A 24798-nucleotide genomic window follows, 5' to 3' on the forward strand; every position below is an offset into this window, starting at 1 on the left:
GATTATAGATTTGTATTCCATGGAGTTACAAGAGCTCACAATTACCACGGAAGAAGTTAAATTGATTTTCTTTTCGTCCCTTTTTCCTCTTGATGCTTTGCTAAAAAAGGAGTGCAAAAATACAACTAAAAAATGGTATTACAAACCTAAAAATGAGATGAATGACAATTATTTGACTATTTTATAAAAATCGATATAAACTATGCCAAGAATCCCTATCTTGAGACCACAAATATTAACCGTTAAAAAATATAATTATGAGTGTTAAAGCAAAATACCAGGCCGTCCTGACCCTTGGGGAGCAATTAAAAATAAAGGATGGCGATGTAAGTGAGGAAGCAGGGATTCTAAAAATAAAAGGGCAGGCCGCAACCCAATACGAGAAAAATCTTTTGTGGGACAAAATTAAGGAACTGGGAGGAGAAAATCCTTCGGACATCAAGGCCAATATTACCGTTGCCGATGAAAGTGTTTACCATAGACATACGGTAAAGAGTGGGGAATCCCTTAGCAAGATTGCCAAAAAATACTATGGCGATCCCATGAAATACAAAAAAATATTTGAGGCAAATACCAATATCCTAAAAAATCCGGATGTTATTCACCCGGACCAAGTTTTGGTCATCCCCAACTAAAAAATTTTATGATTTTTTTAGTTTACCTTACCCGTCCGAACGGCACCGGGCGGATCGGAAACCCTGTCTAACGAACAGGTAGGCCCTCAAGGGTCGGAGAGTCTTTAGATTAAATTTGGGCGGAGTCAGGTTTAACCCAATTGGGTCGTATACTTACTTACTGCGCCCAAATTGATATTTACGGAATCCAATAAACCACTCCTATGCACTAAAAGTACATACCGGTAAAGATAGGAGTTTTGGAAAGGAATGGATGATTAGTTGTCAGTAAGTGGTATGCCATAAGCAAAAAAAAAAAAACGATTCCCACTGCCAATTGCCTATTGCTTACTGCCTATTGTTTTAAATAGCATTTTCAATTTCCTTCAATTTTGCGGAGGGCAAAATTATATATGCGTTCCAATTGTTCCTTAAGACCCATATCACTATTATCAAATTCTATGGCATCATCCGCTTTTTTCAAGGGTGAAAATTCGCGGTGGGAATCAATATAGTCCCGGGTCTGAACATTCTTCAACACTTCTTTATAAGACACCTCCTCCCCCTTGTCCAAAAGCTCCTTATACCTTCTAAATGCCCTGGTTTCTGGGGAAGCGGTCATAAAAATTTTAAATTCGGCATTGGGAAAGACCACGGTCCCTATATCCCTACCGTCCATTACTACCCCTTTCTTCTTTCCCATTTCCTTTTGCATCCCCACCAATTTCAACCTCACTTTCTCAATGGTGGCCACCTTACTCACTTGTTGGGATACGGCCAAGGTCCTGATCTGTTGCTCCACGTTCTCCCCGTTCAGATACATTTCGGAAAACCCGAGGGATTTATTGTAGACAAACTTAAGCTCCACTTTGGAAAGGGCATGGACCAGTCCTTCCAGATCGTCTTTATCCCCACCAATAAAACCTTCCTGCATAGCAAAAAGTGTTACCGCCCTGTACATGGCCCCGGTATCTACATAAACATAGTCCAATGCCTTGGCCAACTGCTTGGCGATAGTGCTTTTCCCCGTAGAGGAATACCCATCAATGGCAATCGTAATCTTTCCCATAGGTTTAAAAATAACAAGAATTGCCCAATCACAAGGTATCGGCAAGCTTAAATATTAAAATTTTTACTAGGATAAGTACCCAAATATGGATTCCCAAGCCAACATCCCAAGGCTATCGAACCCTTACCAACAGCCTATAGCTTCCCCTAAAAAGCAAAAGTACCCACTTAACGCGAGTTCGACATAGAATGAAATTCAAATAGTTGATTATACATTTTACAAATTAATGTTTCCGCCCCCTCGAACGCAGTCGAGAGGTTTTTGATAGTATACCTTAAAATTGAGGTCTCGGACTCCGCTACCGGACAATATTATCACAAACAACCCATTAACGATTAAATATCAATCGAACTCACGTTACTTATCGCCCAAATGGTACTTTTGATGTATTCAAATAAACTGCCTCGCCGCAGAGCGTAGGAGGTATTGGAAACAAGGCCACTGCCAACAAGAACCAAGATACAAGAACCAAAATACAAGAACTAAAAACTAAGATAAGAGAAAAATAAATTAATCCAATACCGTACATCGTGGCTACCTATAAGGCTACTCCCGAGGCCCATCCGACCGGAAAAGGGCGGGCAGAGGCTCCCGGGGTATTTTTTATTGATTAAAAAATCTCTTTAAAGCTGTTTAGGATTTTTAACAGGTTCCTTGGTAATGGCTATATCTATTACCTCCTGCATGTCTGTCACATAATGAAAGGTAAGGCCCTTTAAATAATCTTCCTTGATTTCCAAAATATCCTTCCTGTTGTCCCCACAAAGTATGATCTCCTTAATTTTTGCCCGCTTCGCAGCCAAAATCTTCTCTTTAATTCCTCCCACAGGGAGCACTTTACCCCTTAAGGTAATTTCTCCCGTCATGGCCAGGCTCTTTTTTATCTTTTTCTGTGTAAACAAGGAAACCAAGGAGGTCAACATGGTAATCCCCGCACTGGGTCCGTCCTTTGGAGTAGCCCCTTCCGGAACGTGAATATGCACATTGTATTTATCAAAGACCTCTGGATCTATACCATACCTATCCGAATTGGATTTAATGTACTCCATGGCTATGGTGGCAGATTCCTTCATCACAGTACCCAAGTTACCGGTAATGGTGAGATTCCCTTTTCCCTTGGATAAAATGGACTCGATAAATAAAATATCGCCCCCCACACTGGTCCAGGCCAATCCGGTGACCACCCCTGCCACATCATTGTTCTCGTATTTATCCCTTTCCATTCGCGCAGGTCCCAAAACCTTTTCCACATCTTCGGAGGTAACCTTATTGTTGTACTCCTCATCCATTGCAATGGATTTTGCGGCATGCCGTACCATTTTGGCTATTTGTTTTTCCAAGGTCCTGACCCCGGATTCCCTGGTATAGCCCTCTACGATTTTTTCCAATTGAGGCCTGCCAATTTTCAAATGGCTTGCACCCAGACCATGCTCTTTCAACTGCTTTGGCAATAAATGCCGCTTGGCAATCTCCACCTTTTCCTCTATGGTATATCCGGTTACATGTATAATTTCCATTCTATCCCTAAGGGCCGGCTGGATTTCCGATAGGCTATTGGCCGTGGCAATGAACATTACTCTGGACAGGTCGTACCCCATTTCCAAAAAATTATCATGAAACTCATTGTTCTGTTCCGGATCCAAAACTTCCAACATGGCCGAGGAAGGATCACCTTGATAACTATTGGACATTTTATCAATTTCATCCAAAATAAAAACAGGATTGGATTTACCGGCCTTTTTTAAACTTTGGACAATTCTGCCCGGCATGGCCCCTATATAGGTTTTACGGTGCCCGCGAATCTCGGCCTCGTCCCTGAGACCGCCGAGTGAAATCCGCACATATTCCCTTCCCAATGCCTCTGCCACGGATTTTCCCAAGGAGGTTTTACCCACTCCCGGAGGCCCGTAAAGACATAAGATGGGCGATTTCATATCATTCCGCAATTTTAGCACCGCCAAATATTCTATGATCCTCCTTTTAACATCTTCCAGTCCATAATGGTCCCTATCCAATATTTTTTGGGCCCTTTTTAAATCGAACTTGTCCTTGGAATATTCGTTCCACGGTAGGTCCAAAAACAGGTCCAAATAATTGCGTTGAATGGAATATTCCGCAACCTGCGGATTCATCCGCTGCATTTTGGCCAATTCCTTTTCAAAATGCTCGGATACGGCTTTGTCCCACTTCTTCTTTTTGGCCCTTAACCGCATCTCATCAACTTCTTCCTCGTAGGAAAGTCCGCCCAGTTCTTCCTGGATCGTTTTCATTTGCTGATGAAGGTAGTACTCCCTTTGCTGCTGGTCCATATCACTTCGCACCTTGGACTGAATGTCGTTTTTCAGTTCCAGCTTCTGAAGCTCAATGTTCATATATTTAAGGGTGGCCAGGGCACGGTCCTGTAAATTGCCGATCTCCAATAGTTCCTGCTTGTCCTTTACGTTCAAGTTGAGATTGGAGGAGACAAAATTTATCAAAAAAGAATCGCTCTGTATATTCTTAATGGCAAAAGATGCCTCACTGGGAATATTGGGATTGTCCCTAATGATCTGTAAGGACAATTCCTTTATAGTATCTATTATTGCCCTGAATTCCTGATCCTCACGTGCCGGTCTAACTTCGGTCGTTTCCCTAACGGTAGCGGTGATATAAGGCTTTTCGGTAAGCACTTCTGCCACTTCAAACCGTTTTTTGCCCTGAATGATCACAGTGGTATTCCCATCGGGCATTTGCAACACCCTTAAAATTCTTGCCACTGTTCCCAATGTATTGATATCCTTTACTCCGGGATTTTCTGTTTCCTCATCCTTTTGGGCCACAACACCGATTACCTTTGATCCGTTATTGGCATCCTTTATCAGCTTAATGGATTTATCCCTTCCCGCTGTTATGGGAATCACTACCCCTGGAAACAGCACTGTATTGCGCAATGGCAATATAGCCAAGGTTTCGGGCAACTTTTCATTATTGATTTCCTCCTCATCCTCAGGTGTCATCAAAGGTATTAACTCCGCTTCCTCATCAATCCCGTGCAATGACATAGTGTCAAATTGTATGTTTTTTGTTTTAGCCATATTCTAATTTCGGTCATTCTGTCATTCAACAACAGAAATAAAATTTATATTCAATCCTTATATACCTTCTTTCCCCATAATAATCAGGAGGTTCAGGATTCTAGCATTTCCTTTTATTTCTATTTGGGCAATTCTTATGCCAACAAAGAAAAACTTTTTACAAATAAACTGTAACATTCCATAAATTACCCCATCTATTAAGCAAACCAATACCTTTTTGAGCCTAAATAAAAGACATATTGATGAGTTGATACCATTGTGCTTAAATGGCAACCGGAACGCGCAATTGGAAATTTACGATCGCTATTACAAGGGAATGTACAATGTTTCCTATAGGATCGTAAAGGACAGCGCCATTGCAGAAGATGTAATGCAGGATTACCTATTGAGCGCACTTACCAAACTGGACCAATTTAAAGGGGAAGTTTCCTTTGGGGCCTGGCTAAAACGAATTGTGGTCAACAACAGTATCCATCAGTATAAAAAACGGTTGAAACGCCAGGAAGTGGATCTTGGAAATGTAATGTACAAGGTCGAAGACAATGATGGATATGTCCCAGATAATGGAATGATCGAACTAAAGGCTCAAAAAGTGATTGAAACCATGAAGCTGTTAAAGGACAATTACAGAATTTCTTTGACCTTACATTTAATTGAAGGCTATGATTACGAAGAAATAAGTGAAATTATGAATGTGAGTTATGCCAATTGCAGAACAATGATCTCTAGGGCAAAAGAAAGCCTGAGGTCAAAATTAAATATCGAATACCATGGAAATTGATCCTATAGAAAAACTATTTGGGGAGTTAAAGGGCGCCTTTGATACCGCCGAACCGATAGAGGGCCACAGACAAAATTTTTTGGCAAAATTGGAAGCTTCCCCTAAAGCGATGGCAACAACCAAAAGGAAACGCTTTAGCTGGAAATCATTGTCCATAGCGGCCGCAATGCTGTTACTGTGCTCCCTAGGTTACCTTTTCCATTACTCATCCCCAAGTGTGCAGCAGCAAGTTTCCGAAATTTCCCCGGAAATCACCAATACCGAATTCTATTTTACCAGTGTCATTGAGGATCAGGTAAAAAAAATGCAAACTGAAAGTACGCCCGAGACGCAAAAATTGATTGCAGATACCATGATCCAACTTAGAAACCTGGACAAGGATTACAGGAAAATGGAACAGGATCTGCTCAACGGCGGCAATAGCAAACTAATATTGAGCGCCATGATTACCAATTTTCAGACCAGATTGGATCTATTAAATGAGGTCATGGAACAAATTGAAAATATTAAGAATTTTAAAAACTACAAAAATGAAAATATTACAGCTTAGATACCTGCTCGCCCTCTTATGGCTAGTTCCCTTCAATTCTTTTGGCAACAATGATATTCCCAGAGGGAAATACACCAAGGAAAAAACCATTAAAAAAGAGTACAAAGTAAACTTGGATGCCCTGTTGAAGATAGACAATAGCTACGGCAACCTAAACATTACTTCCTGGAACCAAGATAGGGTAACCATAGAGGTCCATATCAAGACCACCGGCGACAACGAGGATAAGGTACAGCGAAAGCTGGATGAAATCACAGTAGATTTTGAGGGCAACAGTAACATGGTTTCTGCCACTACCATCTTTAATAGGGAGAAAAATAGTTGGGGATGGAATTGGGGCAATAGTAATAATGTAAATATGCAGGTAAACTATACGGTTAAAATCCCCATAAAGAACAGTGTTCATCTAAACAATGACTACGGAAGTATTATTTTGGATAGAATAGACGGCCACGCCAAAATTAATTGCGACTATGGCCGATTGGAAATAGGGGAACTGCACGGAAGAAGTAACGAATTATCCTTCGATTATACTTCCAAATCCAGCATAGGTTATATCAACAGCGGTAAAATAAATGCCGATTATTCCGGCTTTACGATCGACAGGGCGGGGAATCTCGACATTGTTGCGGACTACACAGATGCCACGGTACATACCATGGGCGACCTCTCCTATATTTGCGATTACGGTAAATTGGAGATTGGGGAGGCCAGAAATATTCAGGGCAATGGCGACTATATAAATGTAGGTCTGGGAACCGTACACGGGAACGTTGACATAAAAGCGAGCTACGGATCCGTAAAAATAGATACAATGGCTCCAGATGCCAAAAACCTTCGGATAAATACGGATTACACCGGAATAAAAATAGGGTATTCCACAGCCTATCATTTCGATTTTGAAATCGATACAAAATATGCCGGAATAAGTGGAAAGGATGAATGGGAGATAAACATTAGCAACGAAAAATCCAACGAAAAATATTTGAAAGGCTATTACGGAAGTCAGAACAGTGGCAACCTAATGACGATTACCAGTGAATATGGCGGAATTTCCTTTACTAAAAATTAACATTAAGCTAAATAGAAATGAAACAGATAACCACAATATTGCTCGGCCTATGTATCATTGGCGGCATTAACGCACAACGAAACAATAAAATAAATGGGGACGGCAATCAGGTCAGTCTGGAGAGAACCACAACGGACTACGATCAAATTGCAATTTCTGGATTCTTTGATGTTGAGTTGATAGATGGCAGGGAAGGCAATCTCACTTTGAAAGGGGAACAAAATATATTGGACCATATCATTACCGAAGTCAAGGGCAATACACTCAACATAAGGGTTAAAAACGGGTACAACCTAAAACCTTCTTCTTGGAAAAAAGGGGTTTCCATTATCATTCCCGTAGAAACCATTACCGCCTTGCGTTTATCCGGCTCCGGGGATATTGTAGGCAAAACAACATTGAAGGCCAGTAATTTTGAAACCGCCATGTCGGGCTCAGGGGACATCGCCATAGAGTTGGATGTTAATTCCTTGACCGCAAGCATGTCCGGTTCCGGGGATATGGCCCTAGGTGGAAGCACAACGGATTTTGACGCTTCCATCTCAGGATCCGGAAATATCAATGCCTATGACCTCATTGCGGACAATGTAAACGCTACGGTATCCGGTTCGGCCAATATTGAGGTCACCGCCAATAAGGCCATAGATGCAAAAGTATCGGGATCGGGCAATATAGATTACCGGGGCAATCCCGAAAAAATCAGCACCAAAGTTTCAGGATCGGGAAATATCTCCAAACATTAAAGGGCAGGTTTGTTAACAGGGAGAAGGTTCATGGTTGACAAATTGTATTGAGTACATGGTATTGAGTATTGAGATTAACTGGTCATCAGTTGGCAGTGGCAGTTGGCAGGGAGAAAGATGAATGTTCAAAGTTATAAAGTTGAAAGTTTGAAAGTTTGAAAATTCAACCAAATTCCCCTCTTGAGAGTGCCTGTCCCGCTTTTTTGCGGGAGGTTAGGGGTGTGTATGTGGATTGAGCGGAGTTGAAGTAAAATGAAAGGTGGCTTCTCCGACCCAAGGTGGAGAAGAAGGAAGGGATTGAAGCTCAAGGCCGGTTATTTTACGAAAAAAAAATTTATGAAGTGCAAATTAGGATACTTTGTAAAGCAGGTCGTCCTCCCCCCAACCCCCTCCCAAGGAGGGGGAGCTATAAAGGTCCAAAAATTCAATAAGTAAATTGTAATGACCTAAGTAAAAGCTCCTTCCCTTGGCTAAGGGAAGGTGGCTTCTCCGACCCAAGGAGGAGAAGACGGAAGGGATTGAAACTCAAGGCCGGCTATTTTACGTAAAAAGGTTTTATGGAGTGCCTAGTTGGGAGACTTTGTAAAGCGGCTATTTGAGTTTTTTGAAAGTTTTGTAGGCACGGGCGTGACGCTCGCGCCAGCTGTTCATTTCTATTTCTTAATCAAATAATCGGAATATTCTTTTTTATAGTCCAAATCAGCCGGGATTTCAGTTCCTGTTGAGATGCTTTTCACGAAAAGTGAAATTTCAAATTCAGAGATATCATTGTCCGAAGTCAAGGATTGTAAATAAGCCTCTACAATTCTGGACAAGCTCATTTTTTTATTCGAAGCATACTCCTTGGCTTTTTCAATAATCCTTTGATTTATCTTTAAAGTCAACTTTGCGTCCATTATAGTTTATGTTATACGTACAAATATCTAAAAATAATCCGTATAATGAATTTAGCGATGCCTTTTGCTGTGAGGTTTAATTAGACGCAGCATACGAATATAACAACTTGTACCTAATATACTTTATATGTATTGTTCTTCAGTACATATAAAGTATATTAGGTACAAGACATTAGCTTTCCCCGACCCTATTTACTCTGGTCAGAAGAAATGCCCCTGCGGCAAAAAACAGTACCAGTAAAATTATGGCATATCGCATACTTCCGAAGTATTGTGCCGCAAAACCATATAAAAAGGTACCGATAACAATCCCTATCTTTTCCGCCACATCATAAAAACTAAAAAATGATGCCGTATCCAAGGTCTCCGGAATAAATTTGGAATAGGTGGATCTGGAAAGTGCCTGAATCCCCCCCATAACGATCCCGACACATCCTGCGGCTATATAGAAATCGATGGGCGTTATCAAAAAATAAGCATAAACGCAGATCAGCAACCAGAAAATATTCACCACTACAAGTGTCCTTATGTTACCGAAAGTTTTGGATGCCTTTGCCGTAAGTGTGGCTCCCACAATGGCTACAAGCTGAATAAGTAGGATACTGATAATCAATCCTGTGGTCCTTTCCGAATCCGAAGTCCATTGAATCTCCTCTTCCCCAAAATAGGTTGCGATCAACATTACGGTCTGTACGGCCATGCTATATATAAAAAAGGCGACCAAATATCGTTTCAATTTTATTTGCCCTCCCATTTGGTGCCATACTTTTTTCAGCTCCCTAAAACCATTAAGGATGATATGTTTCCTTGCCCCCTCCCTTTTAAATCCTTTGGGAAGAAAATAAAAACTATACTGGGAAAACCCTATCCACCAAAGTCCCACCGTTAAAAATGAATACCTCATCGCCTTGATTTCGGCAATCCCGTCAGTGTCGGTTTCAATTCCAAATAGATCAGGTTTCATGACCATTGCCAAATTAAATAGCAATAAAATAACACTGCCTATATAGCCCAGGGAAAAACCTTTTGCACTAATGCGGTCCTGTTGTCCCGGATAGGCAATATCCGGTAGGTAAGAGTTGCTAAAGGCAAAGCTTACCCAAAATCCTACCAACCCCAAAAAGTAACAAATGAGGCTGAAATAGATATGCTCCAAAGAAAACCAATAGAGCCCTATACAGGACAGGGCCCCCATATAGCAGAACAATTTCATAAAGAGCCTTTTGTTGCCCAAATAGTCTGCAATACCGGATAAAATTGGGGTTATTAGGGCTATAAACAAAAATGCTGCCGAGGTAACATAGCTTATGAGGGGCGCCCTGGCAATTTCCCCACCAAAGACTTGGATCTTCCCTATTTCCGCTACCCGAAACAGGGCCCCATAAAAAATTGGGAATATGGCAGACGAAATTACAAGGCTATACACAGAATTTGCCCAATCATAAAATGCCCATGCATTCAATAATTTCTTGCTGCCCTTTAAAGGAAGGATTCGAGCCATACATAAAAAAAGCTGCTCCCATAAGAACAGCCTCAACATTTAAATTAGTACTAAATTCTTATCTGTGCTATTGAAAGGAGGTAACGCCAAATTTGGCAGCTTCCTGTCTGGCCAATGGTGCCCATTGCGTAAGATTGGCAATTCGGGTCTCATTGGAGGGATGGGTACTTAAAAATTCTGCCGGTGCATTGCCCCCACTATTGGCCTGCATTCTCTTCCATAGTTCCGCAGCTTCATCTGGATTATAGCCCGCAATGGCCATAATCTGAAGACCGATCCTATCGGCCTCCGTTTCATGGCTACGACTAAAGGGAAGCATTACCCCAACCTGTGAGCCAATGCCGTAGGCCTGATTGAAAATATTTCTTTTTTGCTCATCCTGGATTACCACATTCCCTGCTACCGCGCCCAATTGTTGTAGGGTACCTGCGCTCATTCGTTGGGCGCCATGGTCGGCCAGGGCATGTGCCACCTCATGGCCCATTACCACCGCCACGCCGGTCTCCCCTTTGCATATGGGAAGTATCCCCGTATAAAAAACAATCTTACCGCCGGGCATGCACCAGGCATTTACGGTAGGGTCGTTCACTAGATTATACTCCCATTTGTAATCCTTAAGGTAACCGGGATAACCATTGGCAGTAAGCCAACGCTCGGCCGCCGCTGCAATTCGTTGCCCTGTTTTGGCAATCAATTTGGCATCGGCCGTTCCTGTAACTACCTTATTCTCTCCAAGAAATTGGTCATATTGTGCAAAAGCCGTTGGGAAAATTTGACTATTGGGATAAAAGTTCAAAACCTTTTGCCCTGTAAAAGGATTGGTCTTGCAGGCAGCCGCGCCCAAAAAGACCACTATTATTAAAACTATTTTTTTCATGTGTTTATATTTATTGTTTTTCAATGGTCACATGTAACCTTTGATGTTTAAAATAATTTTTTCGCTGTATGATTAATGATTATTTTAAACATGTCGGTTTCATCTTAATATTTCATATTTGTTCCCCGAAAATTACGAAAAAATTACTCACCAATAATGTGTAATAATGTAAAATCCTTGCGGACATATATATTGTTGTTCCCGTTCAACTTAACGTCCTTCAAGTCCACAAACTCGTTGTCTATTTGAATTTTTGAAATTTTAAAGGGCAACCCATGTAGATTCATTTTTAAGGTTTCATAGGATGTTATAAAACTACCGTCCTTAAACTGTTGTATTAGCAATTCGTTTGCCTTTCCCTTTAGGTTAAAGTTTCTAAGGCTATACCTTCCTTTTTTATAATCATATCCATCCTGGCCGTCCTCATAGACCGTTGAGGTTTCAATGCCATTTTTATAGTACACATCCAGTACCAATTCCTTGATTTCCAGCTCACCTACATATTGTTGGACGGGATATTTTGGAATCATGGCCCCTTCCTTTATAAAGATCGGTATCTTATCCAGGCCGGCCACTACCCATTTCTCCATGCCACCAACTACGGCTTCATTGGTCCAATAATTGTACCAAGTACCCCTGGGCAGGTACATCCTCCTACCCTGGGCATTGGGTTCATGAACAGGGCATATCAATATTTGCTCCCCAAAAATAAATTCGTCCGTCCTAAAATGTGTCTGATGGTCCTCTTGGTCAAAATGTACCAATGGTTTCAGCATGGGCACCCCTTCTTTGGAATACCGGTAGAACATAGTGTACAGATACGGTAAAAGTTGATAGCGCAATTCAATAAATTTACGAACAATGTTGGTTACTTCATCATCAAAGGACCATGGCTCCTGATCGCCGTGATCTCCACTGGAATGCACCCTACAGAAGGGATGAAAGACCCCCAATTGAATCCATCTGGCAAACAGCTCTCCATTGGGTTGTTCCGCAAAACCACCAATATCCGAACCTACAAAGGAATATCCGCTCATACACATGCGCTGCGCCTGTACGTTCGCAATCCATAGATGCTCCCATGTGGCCACATTATCGCCTGTCCATGTTGAGGAAAACCTTTGGGTCCCCGCAAATGCCGCCCTTGTAATTACAAAAGGCCTCTTGGGATATACATATTTTTTTATTCCCTCATAGGTGGCACGCACCATCTGCATACCGTATACATTGTGGGCCTTTCTGTGCGAACACGGGTGTCCGTCATAATCATGGCGCGTATCCAATGGTGCCGTCTTGGTGGGCACCTCCATCACCGCGGGTTCGTTCATGTCGTTCCAAACGGCATGAACCCCAATTTCAGACATCATTTCCTTATAAAGTTCGGCCCACCACTCCCTCACCTTGGGATTGGTAAAATCCGGGAAATTACATTCCCCCGGCCAAACCTTGCCTTTCATAAACGCCCCATCGGCCCGTTTACAAAAATAATCATTTTCAATGGCCTCTTGATATACCCAATAATCCTTATCTATTTTAATGCCCGGATCTATCATTACAACCGTTTTGAAGCCTTTCTCCTCCAGATCGGAAATCATTTTTTTAGGATTCGGAAAACGCGATCTGTCCCATGTAAAACACCTAAATCCGTCCATATAATCAATGTCCAAATAAATGGCATCACAGGGAATCCTCATTTTTCGAAAATTCTTGGCTATGGCCCTAACATTACTTTCCGGATAATAGCTCCATTTGGATTGATGATAGCCCATGGCCCACATGGGCGGCAACTCCGGTGTACCCGTTAAATTGGTGTAGGCTTTTACTACTTGGCTCATTTGGGGACCGTAGATAAAATAATAATTCATCTCCCCCCCATCTGCCCAAAAGCTGGTTACATTTCTCCGCTCATGCGCAAAATCGAAATTTGTCCTAAAGGTATTGTCAAAGAAAATTCCGTAGGACTTATTGTTGTGCAAGCCTATAAAAAAAGGAATGGCCTTGTATAAGGGATCCTGATCCTTGCCATAGGCGTATTGATCCGTAACCCAATTACTAACACGTTTCCCTTTAAGGTTGGAATGTGTTGCCTTATCCCCCAAACCGTAAAAGCTTTCTGCATTTTGGGTAATCTTGCTCATTTTTACGGAATTGCCGCCAAACTCATAATTCTCTTCCCAATGAAAACCAAGTTCGTCCTCATTTATGATATTGCCTTCAAGATCCGAAATCTGTGTCCTCAGGGTCTTTTTATCAACAAGTACCTTTAGTTTGGCGGTATATACCAAATACTCGCTCACGGTCTCCTCTACTTTAAGTTGGTTAAAGCCAACACTAACATTTTCGCTTATGGCATATGAAAAATCGGGCTCAAAAATATTTTCGGTGGCATATCTAAATCGCAAAATACTGTCCCGCAGAACAGTCATCTCCAAAATGACCCCATTTGAAGTGGTAAAGTACAATTTATCCGTATCCCTTTGAAATTCAACAATTGTGTTGGGGTATAAATTGCCTTTGTATTCAAGTTCGGTATTAGTGATCATGGGTGGTTAATTTTACGAATACAAAAAAAGCACATTCCTCCGAATTAAAGAAATGATATGCGTTGCAATAATAATCGGCAACATTGGAATACTCAGAATCATTTAAATATAACCACTCCTAAGGGAGGAATAGTAATTTCCACAGACTTATCATACCCATGCCAAGGGGTTTTACCAATTTTCAGGGTAGTGTTTTTCATTCCCGTACCACCATATTTCGTATCATCACTATTAAAAATCTCTTTTAATTCTCCGGTCTTGGAAATTCCCATCCTATACTTTTCCCTTGGAATCGGTGTAAAATTGCAGGCTACATAGATATTCTCCTTAGGATCAATTCCTTTTCTAATATAGGTCAGGACAGAATTTTGATGATCCCCATAATCTATCCATTGAAAGCCTTCCTGACTAAACTGTTTCTCGTACAGGGCAGGGTACTCCCTATATAACTTGTTCAAGTCCCTGACCAAATTTTGTATTCCACTATGGACATCATATTGCAAAAGGTGCCAATCCAAACTTTTTTGAAAATTCCATTCGGAAGATTGTCCAAATTCCCCGCCCATAAAAATTAAATTCGTCCCCGGATGGGTATACATATATCCAAAAAGCAATCTTAGGTTGGCAAAGCGCTGCCATTCATCCCCGGGCATCCTATACAATAGGGACTGTTTGCCATAAACCACCTCGTCATGGGAAAAGGGAAGCATAAAATTCTCCGTAAAGGCATAGGTGGCGCTAAAGGTAAGATCGTTCTGATGGTGCTTCCTATAAATGGGTTCTTTTTTAAAATATTCCAAGGTATCGTGCATCCATCCCATCATCCATTTCATCCCAAAACCAAGGCCTCCCATACTCACTGGTTTGGAAACCATGGAAAAGGAGGTGGATTCTTCCGCAATCATTTGTATTCCTTCAAAATTGGAATAAACGGTTTCATTAAGTTCCCTTATAAATGAAATGGCCTCCAAATTCTCGTTATTACCATACATATTGGGTTCCCACTGCCCTTCATCCCTGGAATAATCCAAATATAGCATGGATGCCACGGCATCTACACGCAGTGCATCGGCATGGAATTGATCCAACCAAAACATGGCATTGCTGATTAAAAATGCCCTAACCTCGTTTCTACCGTAATTAAATATCAAACTTTTCCAATCCGGGTGATAGCCCCTTCTACTATCCGGATGCTCGTAAAGGTGGGAGCCGTCAAAAAACCCCAAACCGTGGGCATCTTCAGGAAAATGTGAAGGCACCCAATCCAGGATAACCCCAATTCCATTTTGGTGCAGGGCATCTACCAACAGTTTAAACCCCTCAGGTTTTCCAAACCTTGAAGTTGGGGCAAAATAACCGGTTAACTGATACCCCCATGATGGGTCATATGGATACTCCATAATCGGCATAAACTCCACATGGGTAAAATTCATCTCCTTCACATAATTTACCAAATCCTCGGCCAGTTCCGAATAGGTCAGATAATCGTTATTGGATTTTCGTTTCCAGGACCCCAAATGCACTTCATAAACGGCAAATGGTTTGTCCAGGGCATTTTTTTCCTTTCTGGACCTCATCCAGGATTCATCTCCCCACTGGTGTTTATCCTCCCAAACTATGGATGCCGTCATGGGTGGATGCTCACATCTCCGGGCAAAGGGATCGGCCTTTTCCGTTACCACCCCGTGATTGGTGGAGTGGATGACATATTTGTACAAAGTGCCTTTTCCCAGATCGGGCAAGAATCCCTCCCAAATACCGCTACCGTCCCAACGAACATACAGTTGATGGTCCTTTGTATTCCAACCATTAAAATCGCCCACCACGGAAACGGAACGCGCCGAAGGTGCCCAAACGGCAAAATAAGTGCCTTTTACCCCATTGACCTCAATGATGTGGGATCCCAATTTTTCGTATAATTTGAAATGTTTGCCCGCCTTGAATAAATTGATATCAAAATCTGTAAATAAACTATGGGATACTACTTTGGTCATGATTACGTTATTTAGTGCAAGGTCCGGGCAACTTTGTTCCGTAATTTTGATAAAAGAACAGTAAGTCTTCTTTAAAACCTAACTTTGCAAGTATAGATATAAAAAATGGAACGCTTTTTGAAACTACAATAAAAATACAATAACATTTATAGATTTTGATTAAACACTAAAATAATTATTATGAAGAAAGTTACCTTAGTACTCGGCGCATTTATTGCTTTATTTATTATCTCCTGTGAAGGACCGGCAGGCCCTCCGGGATTTGACGGTATTGATGGACAGGATGGAGAGGATGGGATTAACATCCTCGGGACCGTTATCGACATTGAGGGCGATTTTAACCCAAGCGACTATAGCATAAATTATGAATTCCCTCAAACTGTTGAGGTGTTTGAAACCGATGTTGTATTGGTCTATATTCTATGGGAGCAACTTGCAAATGGCTCCGAACCCCCTATAGACGTATGGAGATTGTTGCCACAGACCGTTTTATTGGATCAGGGAACTTTACAATATAACTATGACCATACGTTTTTGGATGTAAGTATTTATTTGAACGGAGATTTTGATCTAGGTACTCTTACCAGTGCGGACACCCAAAACCAGATATTCAGAATAGCTGTTTTACCTGCGGAAAAACTGGCAGGTTCCAAATTGGACAAATCCAATATCAATGCCGTAATGAGAACCATGGGCGTTGAGGAAAAGGATGTACAACGGTTCAAGATGAATTAACTCCAATATCAAGATGATCATAGCCCTTATTTTCAATAAAATTAAGGGCTATTTTTATATATGAAACCTCTTCCTTAAATTGTACGTATAGGAGTACTGCAAGGAAACGGATACAATTTCGTCTAAACCATTAAAAAATGAAAGCCATATGAAATGGGCATAAACAAATTTCATCATTACATACCAACCAACATGATCAAATTTTTTATGCGAATTCCTGAATGAGCAGAAATTTTTAGTTTCTTCGTTTTCAGTAAACTATAAAATTTTAAACAGATGAAAAAAATAATACTTGTACTATGTGTCCTATTTATTGGATGCAAGGGCAGCTCCCAGGAAAAGGAAACATCCAATGGGGATACCCCAAAAAAAGAACGGTTCAAAGTAAACAAAACTGAAGCAGAGTGGAAAGAACAGCTTACGGACATGCAGTTTTATGTCCTTAGAAAGGCAGGTACCGAAACCCCGGGATCCAGCGAATTGCTGAACAACAAACAAAAGGGGGTTTATACCTGTGCCGCCTGCGGAACTGAACTTTTCAAAAGCGAGCACAAATTTGATTCCGGAACGGGTTGGCCCAGTTTTGACAGGGAGATTAAGGGAAATGTAGCCTTTGATATTGACAAAACATTGGGGGTGCTACGTACCGAAGAGCATTGTGCAACCTGTGGCGGCCATTTGGGACACGTTTTTGACGATGGTCCAAGAAAAACTACTGGCAAGAGGCATTGCATTAACGGTGCCGCCCTAAACTTTATACCCATAGACTAAACTATGCAATGAAATAATGTAAGGTTTTGGAACCGAACAAAATTCCGTGACAAGTTGGGAATAAGCGGTAAGCTTTAGGCCATAAGCCATAAGCCATAAGCCATAAGTCATAAGCCATAAGCAAAAAAAGAAAACTACTCATTGCCACTGCTTATTTAAACCATAGGCTATAAGCAAAAATCTGCCTACTGCCACTGCCCACTGTGGACTCCCAAATTTTATAGGGCCTTGCTTATTTATTCCAATTAATTTAAAAGGCCATCTGTGTGGATTCAGTATGGTTTTGTAACTTTGCGACTTCATAATTTATTTACCAAAAAAAATATAAATGAGCAATTTCGATATTATTGTATTAGGTAGTGGTCCTGGAGGTTATGTAGCCGCAATCAGAGCCTCTCAATTGGGATTTAAGACTGCCATTATAGAAAAAGAAAATCTAGGTGGCGTTTGTTTAAATTGGGGGTGTATCCCTACCAAGGCACTATTGAAATCTGCCCAGGTTTTCGAATATTTGCTCCATGCGGCCGATTACGGACTCAAGGCCGAAGGGGTGGACAAAGACTTTAATGCGGTGGTAAAGAGAAGTAGGAACGTTGCGGATGGTATGAGCAAGGGTGTTCAGTTCTTGATGAAAAAAAATAAGATCGAAGTCATACAGGGTTACGGAACCCTAAAACCCGGCAAAAAGGTCAGTGTAAAGTCCGATGATGGTAAAGAAATAGAATATTCGGCCAATAACATTATTATTGCTACAGGGGCACGGAGTAGGGAACTGCCCAGTTTACCACAGGACGGTAAAAAGATTATAGGCTACCGCGAGGCCATGTCCTTGGACAAGCAACCAAAGAAAATGCTTGTAGTGGGCAGTGGGGCCATAGGCATAGAATTCGCCTATTTCTATAATGCCATGGGTACTGAAGTAACCGTAGTGGAGTTCTTGCCAAATGTGGTACCGGTGGAGGACGAAGAAGTTTCCAAACAATTGGAACGCAGCCTTAAAAAGACCGGAATAAAGATTATGACCTCCTCCGAGGTAACCAAGGTAGACACCTCCGGTCCTGGAGTGAAAGCCACGGTAAAAACCAGTAAAGGGGAAGAAATCCTCGAGGCCGATATCGTATTGTCCGCCGTAGGCATCAAGACGAATATTGAAAATATTGGCCTGGAAAATGTAGGTATTGCAACGGATAGGGATAAAATTTTGGTGAACGATTATTACCAGACCAATATTCCGGGGTATTTCGCCATTGGTGATGTAACCCCCGGTCAGGCCTTGGCCCATGTGGCCTCGGCCGAAGGAATACTTTGTGTTGAGAAAATTGCCGATATGCATGTGGAGCCTCTGGACTACGGCAATATCCCTGGCTGTACCTACTGCTCTCCTGAAATAGCATCGGTGGGACTGACCGAAAAGCAGGCCATTGAAAAGGGATACGAAATAAAAGTGGGCAAATTCCCGTTTTCGGCCAGTGGAAAAGCCAGTGCCTCCGGCAACAAGGACGGATTTGTAAAGGTAATTTTCGATGCCAAATATGGCGAATGGTTAGGTTGCCACATGATCGGTGCAGGAGTTACGGATATGATAGCTGAAGCTGTGGTGGCCCGTAAATTGGAAACTACCGGACATGAGATCCTAAAAGCCGTACACCCCCACCCTACCATGAGCGAAGCGGTAATGGAAGCCGTGGCCCATGCGTACGGGGAAGTAATACATATATAAATTTTGGATTAAAGGCCTAGTCCTTTAATGATTTAGACCCGTTGGGCCATTTACCCTAACGGGTCTAAACAAATAGTTGAATACAAACCTCACCGAAAAAGATATGTTGAAAATTTTTAGTCTGACCGCAATCCTCGAAGGTATTTCCTATCTATTGCTTTTCGGCATTGGGATGCCCTTAAAATATATGGCCCAAATACCGGAACCCAATATCTATATTGGCTATGCCCATGGATTTTTGTTCATGGCCTATGTAGTACTGGCCATCTTGGTCTGTGTAGAAAAAAAGTGGGACCTAAAGATGTTTGCCATTTTATTTATCGCTTCCCTTGTCCCTTTCGGTACTTTTTATGTGGACAGGAAGTATTTAAAGCCGCAGATGGCGTAGAAAGTCGGCAGTAGATACGAGTAAACAGTTTTCAGTAGGCAAAACATATTTTGGCAGAAGCAACTGATACGGTGTAATTAATGGTACTCAACTTCGGTGGCTATTATTTTTTTATCCAATCCACTGCCTTAGCCTGCATTTAAAAAGCTTTGTACGGCCAAGTCATAGCTTTTTAGCCCAAAGCCCAAAATAACACCTTTGGCCGTAGGGGAAATATAGGAGGTATGCCTAAACTCCTCCCGCCCAAAAGTATTGCTAATATGTACTTCCACCACCGGGGTAGTTATTCCCTTTATGGCATCGCCAATACCAATGGAGGTGTGGGTATAGGCCCCTGCATTCAAAATAATTCCATGATATCCTTCAAAACCGCAATCGTGCAATTTATTTATGATTTCGCCTTCGATATTGGACTGGTAATATTCCAATTGCACCTCCTTAAACTTGAATTGCAGGGTAGCAAAATACTCTTCAAAGGTTGTTTTTCCATAAACCTCCGGTTCGCGCTTCCCCAAAAGGTTCAGGTTTGGTCCGTTAATAATGATAATCTTCATGGCATAAAAGTAAGAAATTGTAATTCATAAAAAAAGAAGGCCATGAAGTATTCATTTATTGTAACAAGAATTGATCTACACATCCTGTTTTAACCTATAAATGTGCACTATATTTAACTTATGAAATGGAACCAAGCCCTTCAGGATTTTCAACATTATTTAAATTTGGAACGAGGTCTGTCCAAGAACTCCATTAGCAACTACCTTTTGGATGTTGAGAAATTAATGTTCTTCCTCGAAGCCCATCAAATTGTGGAAACCCCAATAAATATTGATAAAAATACGATTCAACAATTTATTTACGAACTGGCAAAAAAGGTAAACCCCAGGTCCCAGGCGAGGGTAATATCGGGGTTAAAAAGCTTTTTCAATTACTTGGTCTTTGAGGACTATCGTGCGGACAATCCCATGGAGCTTATAGAATCCCCAAAAATAGGCCGTAAACTCCCCGATACCCTTTCCGAAGAGGAAATCAACCAACTCATTGGCGCCATAGACCTTTCCAAACCGGAAGGGGAACGCAATCGTGCCATTTTGGAAACACTTTATGGATGTGGACTAAGGGTTTCCGAGTTGTTGGACCTAAAACTATCCGACCTTTATTTTGAGGAGGACTTTATAAAGGTTACCGGAAAAGGAGACAAACAGCGATTTGTTCCCATAAGCGAAATCAACAAAAAATACATCACTATTTATAGAAGGGAAATACGTGTCCACATAACCATAAAAAAAGGGGCCGAAGATGTCTTATTTTTAAACCGCCGGGGAAATAAATTGACCCGCGCCATGATATTTACCATTATTAAACAATTGGCACTGCAAATAGGGCTCCATAAAAGTATAAGTCCCCACACCTTTCGGCATTCCTTTGCCACCCACTTATTGCAGAATGGGGCAGATCTACGGGCCATTCAACAAATGCTCGGCCATGAGAGCATTACCACTACGGAAGTGTATATGCATGTAGATCGCACACATTTAGCCGAAGTAATGAACAAGTACCATCCCAGAAAAAGGAATACTTCCAAATAAATCACTGTATAATGAAATTACATACCTGGATGATAAATTGGCATTAAGCAGTGGGCAGGTTCATTGTTTATTGTCCATTTCTCATTACTTAAAACAAAAATATTTGGAGCGGCTATAGGAAATTCCCTAATCCTTAAAAGCACTATAATTTCTATTGAAGGGCCTAATGATCAATCGGGCCTCCCTATCGAACCGTACGTAGTTATAAACCCAGTTGACAAAGACCACCATTCTGTTCCTAAACCCAATTAAAAAGAAAAGATGCACAAACATCCAAACGAACCAGGCAAAAACACCTTGGAACCTCATATTCCTCATATCCACTACCGCTTTGTTCCTTCCAATGGTAGCCATACTCCCCTTATCCCTGTATATAAAGGGTACAAGCGGTTTATTTTCCAATAATCGAACCAGGTTTTCCCCAAGATTCCTTCCCTGCTGCATAGCTGGCTGAGCCATCATGGGATGCCCTTTGGGAGTGGTCTCGGTCTGCATACAGGCTACATCCCCCACAGCAAAAATATTGTCATGGCCCTTAACCCTATTAAATTCATCTACTGGAATTCTACTGCCTCCCACCAAAAGATCCTTGGCATTCAATCCTTTGATCTCCACTCCTTTTACCCCGGCAGCCCAAACCAAGGTGGCGGTTTCAAAATCTACATCGTTATCCGTGGTTGCCGTTTTGCCATCATAACCCAGTACCCTGGTGTTTTTCCAAATTTGCACCCCAAGTCCCTCTAAAAAATCTTCGGCCTTTTGAGAAGCCTGTTCACTCATTTCCTTAAGAATCCGATCTCCGGATTGGATGAGGTGGATCTGCGCCCTTCTGGTATCCAAATCGGGATAGTCCTTGGGCAAAATCCCTTTTTTTATCTCTGCCAAGGCCCCTGCCAATTCTACCCCGGTAGGTCCGGCACCCACGATGACAAAATTCATAAGGGCATCCCTCTCATGATACTGATCGGTAAGTAGTGCCTGTTCAAAATTTTCAAGTATTAAACTTCTGAGATTTAAAGATTGGGGTATGGTTTTCATGGCCATACTATTTATTTCAATCTCCCTATTCCCGTAATAATTTGTTTCGGAACCGGTAGCGATTACCAAATAATCATACTCCAATGCCCCAATATTGGTCACTATAGTACGCTCTTCAGTTCTTATTTCCTCCACATGGGCCAGCCTAAAGAAAAAGTTGGTATAGCCCTTTAGTACCTTTCGTATGGGATAGGCAATGGAATCCGGTTCCAACCCTCCGGTAGATACTTGATACAGCAATGGTTGAAAAGTATGATAATTATGCTTATCCAGAAGTACCACCTGCACCTCTTTATTTTTCAATCCCTTGGCAATGGAAATACCTGCAAAACCACCACCTATAATAACAATTCTTGGAAAACTAGTCTTAGGAATATTCATATATGTAAATATGGGTAAATTTAAACATTCACAGACGAATCAAGAAGAAGAAAATTCATTTTAAGTTTAATCGGATTACCCCGGACCCCTGCCTACTGCAACTGCATACTGCCCACTTCTATAAAAAGGTCTCGACTCCGTTATCAATCTCAACCCTTACACACCTCTAGCCTCCCGCAAAAAAGCGTGACTGGTACTCTCAAGTAGGGAATACACTTTGAAAGTCAAACTTTGAACCTTGAACCTGAAACTTTGAACCAGTACTCCCTGCCAACCCCCAGCTACTGAAGACTGTTCAATCTCTATACTCAATACTATGTACCCAAAACTAAGCCGTCTTAACTTTCAACATGGAACCTGCCAATAGCTTATAGCAAAATTATTATTGGAAGCCAAAACAGGACACCTGGGAAGTAATTTCTATTTTCGTTGTAACAAAAATTAAAATTCTACTACTAATAATCAACTAACTACTTAGGACCGAGTGACCAAAGATTTGGAACATCAATTCGTTACGGAATTAGAGTACAATCAGAATATTGTACATAAGGTCTGTACGTTGTACACCAATGACAGGGACTCCCATAATGATTTATTTCAAGAAATAACGATTCAATTATGGAAGGCCTATCCCAAGTTTAGGGGAGAATCCAAATTTAGTACCTGGATGTATCGGGTGGCCCTGAATACGGCCATAACATTATATAGAAAATCAAAAAAAAGTATCCCGACCCAAGATTATGAGTCGGTCATGTTTAAAATAACAGCGGACGAGTACGACCCTACCGAGGAACAACAACTTAAACTGATGTACAATGCGGTACGGCAATTGGGGGATGTAGACAAAGCCCTGGTCTTTCTTTACCTGGAAGACAAGGACTATAGGGAAATAGCGGAAACTTTGGGTATTACCGAAGTAAATGCACGGGTGAAGATGAACCGAATAAAAAACAAGTTAAAAACCATATTAAATCCCTAGGAATATGACAGACGAATTGGAACTATTAAAAAGGGATTGGCAAAACAAGGACAAGCAATTGCCCCAGCTCTCCTTTAATGAAATTTATAAAATGATATGGAAGAAATCCTCTTCTATCGTAAAATGGATCTTCATTATCAGCATCATCGAATTTGCCGTGCCCCACCTTTTGTATCTTTTACCTGTAATGTCCAAAAGCATGGCCGTTTGGCGGGGATTGGGTCTTGGCAATTTTCTATTGCTATCCAACATTGTCCATTATTCGGTAGTCCTATTTTTCATTTATCAATTTTATAGAAGATACAAGGAAATATCAACCTTGGACAACGCCAAACAATTATTGTCCAACATTCTTAAAACCAGAAAAACGGTGAAGCACTATGTAATATTCTGCCTCTCACTGATATTTATCTCCTATCTGGTAATGGCCGTAGGGATTTATTTGAGCGATGACCCAATTGCCGCGATGGGCTACAACTATACCACGGAAAATATTGACCCGGAAAAGTTAAAGGCTACCATAATTGTTACGTTAGTTGTGCTTGGGTTCGTAGTTACCCTTTTAATGGGCTGTATTTATTTTTTACTTTACGGAATCCTCCTAAAGAAACTTAATAAAAACTATAAGGAACTAAAGGAAATGGATATTTAGACCCTGAATTTCCGTTTTTTGTTTTCCTCTTCGTAAGCCATTAACTCACTTTTGGGAATAACCTTTAAAAAGGAAGGATGTTGCTCAATGGCGTATTCCAATTTTTCAATGATGGAATCGAAAGATTCGTTCTCATAATCAATATCCAATGGTTCCTTGATTACCATAGACTGAAGAATTCCTTTCTTTTTAATACGCAATCCTTTTTTGTCGAAAGATCTCCTAAAACCGTCAATGACCACAGGGACCACTATCGGTCTATACTTTTTTATTATATGGGAAGTCCCCTTTCTTAAGGGCTTCCATGGCGTTGTGGTTCCTTGGGGAAAGGTAATTACCCAACCATCCTTTAAGGCAGTTCCTATATTGGAAATATCGCTCATTTTAACCTGTCTATTCACATCCTGACCCTCGGACCTCCAAGTACGCTCCACACTTATTGAACCGGCATATGCCAAGATTTTTGTCAACAGACTCTTCTTCATGGTTTCCGCCGCCGCAACATAATACATGTTCAGTTTGGGCTGCCAAATGTATCCCAAATTTTTTATAGAATCTTCCCTACCGCTTAAACTGGCATTGAAGACATGGAACATGGCCACTACATCGGCAAAATAGGTCTGATGGTTACTTACGAAAAGAACATTTTGTGCAGGCAGTTTTCTAATGATATCCGACCCTTCTATTTCTATGGTATTAAATCCCCTATATCTTTTATGGGTAATAACGGCCAGAATGCGAATAAGCCATTTCTTTAAAAACAAATTATGTCCAAACGGATTTTTCTTAAACAGACCCATATTTTTATATTAACGTTCAAAATTACGAAATAAG

General features: G+C 41.2%; 22 protein-coding genes. 12 read left to right on the forward strand and 10 right to left on the reverse strand.

The window, feature by feature from the left end:
• The first annotated feature begins 257 nt into the window (after window positions 1-257).
• Entirely contained in the window at window positions 258-635 is a 378-nt protein-coding gene (locus D0S24_RS16475; protein WP_117020925.1) for a LysM peptidoglycan-binding domain-containing protein, read from the forward strand.
• A gap of 355 nt (window positions 636-990) precedes the next feature.
• Here D0S24_RS16475 and cmk read toward each other — a convergent pair whose 3' ends face one another.
• Together cmk and lon are read right to left on the reverse strand one after the other, a co-directional pair.
• Window positions 991-1683 (reverse strand): (d)CMP kinase, encoded by a 693-nt coding sequence (cmk, locus tag D0S24_RS16480; RefSeq protein ID WP_117020926.1) that lies wholly within the window; start codon window positions 1681-1683, stop codon window positions 991-993.
• 623 nt (window positions 1684-2306) lie between these two features.
• On the reverse strand, window positions 2307-4757 hold the full coding sequence (lon, locus tag D0S24_RS16485) for an endopeptidase La (protein WP_117020927.1): 2451 nt from the start codon (window positions 4755-4757) through the stop codon (window positions 2307-2309).
• A 217-nt stretch (window positions 4758-4974) separates the two neighbouring features.
• Between lon and D0S24_RS16490 the strand changes: the two genes are divergently transcribed.
• The 4 genes from D0S24_RS16490 to D0S24_RS16505 are packed head-to-tail and all read left to right on the forward strand — an operon-like array spanning window position 4975 to window position 7903.
• On the forward strand, window positions 4975-5538 hold the full coding sequence (locus D0S24_RS16490) for an RNA polymerase sigma factor (protein WP_117020928.1): 564 nt from the start codon (window positions 4975-4977) through the stop codon (window positions 5536-5538).
• Window positions 5528-6088 carry a hypothetical protein gene (locus tag D0S24_RS16495; RefSeq protein ID WP_117020929.1) on the forward strand — a complete coding sequence of 187 codons (561 nt, stop codon included), beginning with the start codon at window positions 5528-5530 and terminating at the stop codon, window positions 6086-6088. The genes D0S24_RS16490 and D0S24_RS16495 overlap by 11 nt, the downstream gene beginning before the upstream one ends.
• Window positions 6069-7160: a hypothetical protein gene (locus tag D0S24_RS16500; RefSeq protein WP_117020930.1), complete on the forward strand. Its 1092-nt coding sequence runs from the start codon at window positions 6069-6071 to the stop codon at window positions 7158-7160. Before D0S24_RS16495 ends, D0S24_RS16500 begins: the two co-directional genes overlap by 20 nt.
• 17 nt (window positions 7161-7177) lie before the next feature.
• Window positions 7178-7903 carry a head GIN domain-containing protein gene (locus D0S24_RS16505; RefSeq protein ID WP_117020931.1) on the forward strand — a complete coding sequence of 242 codons (726 nt, stop codon included), beginning with the start codon at window positions 7178-7180 and terminating at the stop codon, window positions 7901-7903.
• A 653-nt stretch (window positions 7904-8556) separates the two neighbouring features.
• Here the strand turns inward: D0S24_RS16505 and D0S24_RS16515 are convergent.
• From D0S24_RS16515 to glgB, 5 genes are all read right to left on the reverse strand, one after another.
• Complete coding sequence (locus D0S24_RS16515; protein ID WP_117020933.1) at window positions 8557-8799, reverse strand: DUF6364 family protein; 243 nt, start codon at window positions 8797-8799, stop codon at window positions 8557-8559.
• A 172-nt stretch (window positions 8800-8971) separates the two neighbouring features.
• Complete coding sequence (locus tag D0S24_RS16520; protein WP_117020934.1) at window positions 8972-10300, reverse strand: MFS transporter; 1329 nt, start codon at window positions 10298-10300, stop codon at window positions 8972-8974.
• A gap of 67 nt (window positions 10301-10367) precedes the next feature.
• Window positions 10368-11177 (reverse strand): M48 family metallopeptidase, encoded by an 810-nt coding sequence (locus D0S24_RS16525; RefSeq protein ID WP_117020935.1) that lies wholly within the window; start codon window positions 11175-11177, stop codon window positions 10368-10370.
• A gap of 143 nt (window positions 11178-11320) precedes the next feature.
• Window positions 11321-13720: a glycoside hydrolase family 31 protein gene (locus D0S24_RS16530; protein ID WP_117020936.1), complete on the reverse strand. Its 2400-nt coding sequence runs from the start codon at window positions 13718-13720 to the stop codon at window positions 11321-11323.
• Window positions 13721-13818: 98 nt separating this feature from the next.
• Entirely contained in the window at window positions 13819-15714 is a 1896-nt protein-coding gene (glgB, locus tag D0S24_RS16535; RefSeq protein ID WP_117020937.1) for a 1,4-alpha-glucan branching protein GlgB, read from the reverse strand.
• Window positions 15715-15894: 180 nt separating this feature from the next.
• On the opposite strand from glgB, the gene D0S24_RS16540 reads away from it, so the two are divergent.
• The 4 genes from D0S24_RS16540 to D0S24_RS16555 all read left to right on the forward strand — a co-directional run bounded on the left by D0S24_RS16540 (window position 15895) and on the right by D0S24_RS16555 (window position 19328).
• Window positions 15895-16449, forward strand: a complete 555-nt coding sequence (locus tag D0S24_RS16540; protein ID WP_117020938.1) for a collagen-like protein — start codon at window positions 15895-15897, stop codon at window positions 16447-16449.
• 276 nt (window positions 16450-16725) lie between these two features.
• Complete coding sequence (gene msrB, locus D0S24_RS16545; RefSeq protein WP_117020939.1) at window positions 16726-17220, forward strand: peptide-methionine (R)-S-oxide reductase MsrB; 495 nt, start codon at window positions 16726-16728, stop codon at window positions 17218-17220.
• A gap of 328 nt (window positions 17221-17548) precedes the next feature.
• Window positions 17549-18940: a dihydrolipoyl dehydrogenase gene (gene lpdA / locus D0S24_RS16550; RefSeq protein WP_117020940.1), complete on the forward strand. Its 1392-nt coding sequence runs from the start codon at window positions 17549-17551 to the stop codon at window positions 18938-18940.
• Between the two features lie 103 nt (window positions 18941-19043).
• Window positions 19044-19328, forward strand: a complete 285-nt coding sequence (locus D0S24_RS16555; RefSeq protein WP_117021071.1) for a DUF3817 domain-containing protein — start codon at window positions 19044-19046, stop codon at window positions 19326-19328.
• 128 nt (window positions 19329-19456) lie between these two features.
• Here D0S24_RS16555 and aroQ read toward each other — a convergent pair whose 3' ends face one another.
• Window positions 19457-19882, reverse strand: a complete 426-nt coding sequence (aroQ, locus tag D0S24_RS16560; RefSeq protein WP_117020941.1) for a type II 3-dehydroquinate dehydratase — start codon at window positions 19880-19882, stop codon at window positions 19457-19459.
• Between the two features lie 120 nt (window positions 19883-20002).
• Between aroQ and xerD the strand changes: the two genes are divergently transcribed.
• Window positions 20003-20914 (forward strand): site-specific tyrosine recombinase XerD, encoded by a 912-nt coding sequence (gene xerD, locus D0S24_RS16565; protein WP_117020942.1) that lies wholly within the window; start codon window positions 20003-20005, stop codon window positions 20912-20914.
• Window positions 20915-21040: 126 nt separating this feature from the next.
• Here xerD and D0S24_RS16570 read toward each other — a convergent pair whose 3' ends face one another.
• Window positions 21041-22333, reverse strand: a complete 1293-nt coding sequence (locus D0S24_RS16570) for an NAD(P)/FAD-dependent oxidoreductase (RefSeq protein ID WP_117020943.1) — start codon at window positions 22331-22333, stop codon at window positions 21041-21043.
• A gap of 484 nt (window positions 22334-22817) precedes the next feature.
• Between D0S24_RS16570 and D0S24_RS16575 the strand changes: the two genes are divergently transcribed.
• Complete coding sequence (locus D0S24_RS16575; protein ID WP_117020944.1) at window positions 22818-23312, forward strand: RNA polymerase sigma factor; 495 nt, start codon at window positions 22818-22820, stop codon at window positions 23310-23312.
• A 4-nt stretch (window positions 23313-23316) separates the two neighbouring features.
• The gene (locus tag D0S24_RS16580; RefSeq protein WP_117020945.1) at window positions 23317-23964 is read left to right on the forward strand and encodes a hypothetical protein; all 648 of its coding nucleotides are present in this window, start codon (window positions 23317-23319) and stop codon (window positions 23962-23964) included.
• On the opposite strand, the gene D0S24_RS16585 is transcribed toward D0S24_RS16580, so the two are convergent.
• Entirely contained in the window at window positions 23961-24764 is an 804-nt protein-coding gene (locus D0S24_RS16585; protein ID WP_117020946.1) for a 1-acyl-sn-glycerol-3-phosphate acyltransferase, read from the reverse strand. The two genes, D0S24_RS16580 and D0S24_RS16585, sit on opposite strands and share 4 nt — an antisense overlap.
• Between the last annotated feature and the right edge of the window lie 34 nt (window positions 24765-24798).

This window comes from Arenibacter sp. P308M17, assembly GCF_003426735.1.
GTDB lineage: Bacteria > Bacteroidota > Bacteroidia > Flavobacteriales > Flavobacteriaceae > Arenibacter.

Coding starts and splice junctions, on each gene's coding strand:
- D0S24_RS16555 (WP_117021071.1), top strand. CDS start 19,044: ATGTTGAAAATTTTTAGTCTGACCGCAATCCTCGAAGGTATTTCCTAT.
- D0S24_RS16515 (WP_117020933.1), bottom strand. CDS start 8,799: ATGGACGCAAAGTTGACTTTAAAGATAAATCAAAGGATTATTGAAAAA.
- D0S24_RS16530 (WP_117020936.1), bottom strand. CDS start 13,720: ATGATCACTAATACCGAACTTGAATACAAAGGCAATTTATACCCCAAC.
- lpdA (WP_117020940.1), top strand. CDS start 17,549: ATGAGCAATTTCGATATTATTGTATTAGGTAGTGGTCCTGGAGGTTAT.
- glgB (WP_117020937.1), bottom strand. CDS start 15,714: ATGACCAAAGTAGTATCCCATAGTTTATTTACAGATTTTGATATCAAT.
- D0S24_RS16540 (WP_117020938.1), top strand. CDS start 15,895: ATGAAGAAAGTTACCTTAGTACTCGGCGCATTTATTGCTTTATTTATT.
- cmk (WP_117020926.1), bottom strand. CDS start 1,683: ATGGGAAAGATTACGATTGCCATTGATGGGTATTCCTCTACGGGGAAA.
- D0S24_RS16525 (WP_117020935.1), bottom strand. CDS start 11,177: ATGAAAAAAATAGTTTTAATAATAGTGGTCTTTTTGGGCGCGGCTGCC.
- D0S24_RS16500 (WP_117020930.1), top strand. CDS start 6,069: ATGAAAATATTACAGCTTAGATACCTGCTCGCCCTCTTATGGCTAGTT.
- lon (WP_117020927.1), bottom strand. CDS start 4,757: ATGGCTAAAACAAAAAACATACAATTTGACACTATGTCATTGCACGGG.
- D0S24_RS16505 (WP_117020931.1), top strand. CDS start 7,178: ATGAAACAGATAACCACAATATTGCTCGGCCTATGTATCATTGGCGGC.
- xerD (WP_117020942.1), top strand. CDS start 20,003: ATGAAATGGAACCAAGCCCTTCAGGATTTTCAACATTATTTAAATTTG.
- D0S24_RS16570 (WP_117020943.1), bottom strand. CDS start 22,333: ATGAATATTCCTAAGACTAGTTTTCCAAGAATTGTTATTATAGGTGGT.
- D0S24_RS16475 (WP_117020925.1), top strand. CDS start 258: ATGAGTGTTAAAGCAAAATACCAGGCCGTCCTGACCCTTGGGGAGCAA.
- D0S24_RS16580 (WP_117020945.1), top strand. CDS start 23,317: ATGACAGACGAATTGGAACTATTAAAAAGGGATTGGCAAAACAAGGAC.
- D0S24_RS16495 (WP_117020929.1), top strand. CDS start 5,528: ATGGAAATTGATCCTATAGAAAAACTATTTGGGGAGTTAAAGGGCGCC.
- D0S24_RS16520 (WP_117020934.1), bottom strand. CDS start 10,300: ATGGCTCGAATCCTTCCTTTAAAGGGCAGCAAGAAATTATTGAATGCA.
- msrB (WP_117020939.1), top strand. CDS start 16,726: ATGAAAAAAATAATACTTGTACTATGTGTCCTATTTATTGGATGCAAG.
- D0S24_RS16585 (WP_117020946.1), bottom strand. CDS start 24,764: ATGGGTCTGTTTAAGAAAAATCCGTTTGGACATAATTTGTTTTTAAAG.
- aroQ (WP_117020941.1), bottom strand. CDS start 19,882: ATGAAGATTATCATTATTAACGGACCAAACCTGAACCTTTTGGGGAAG.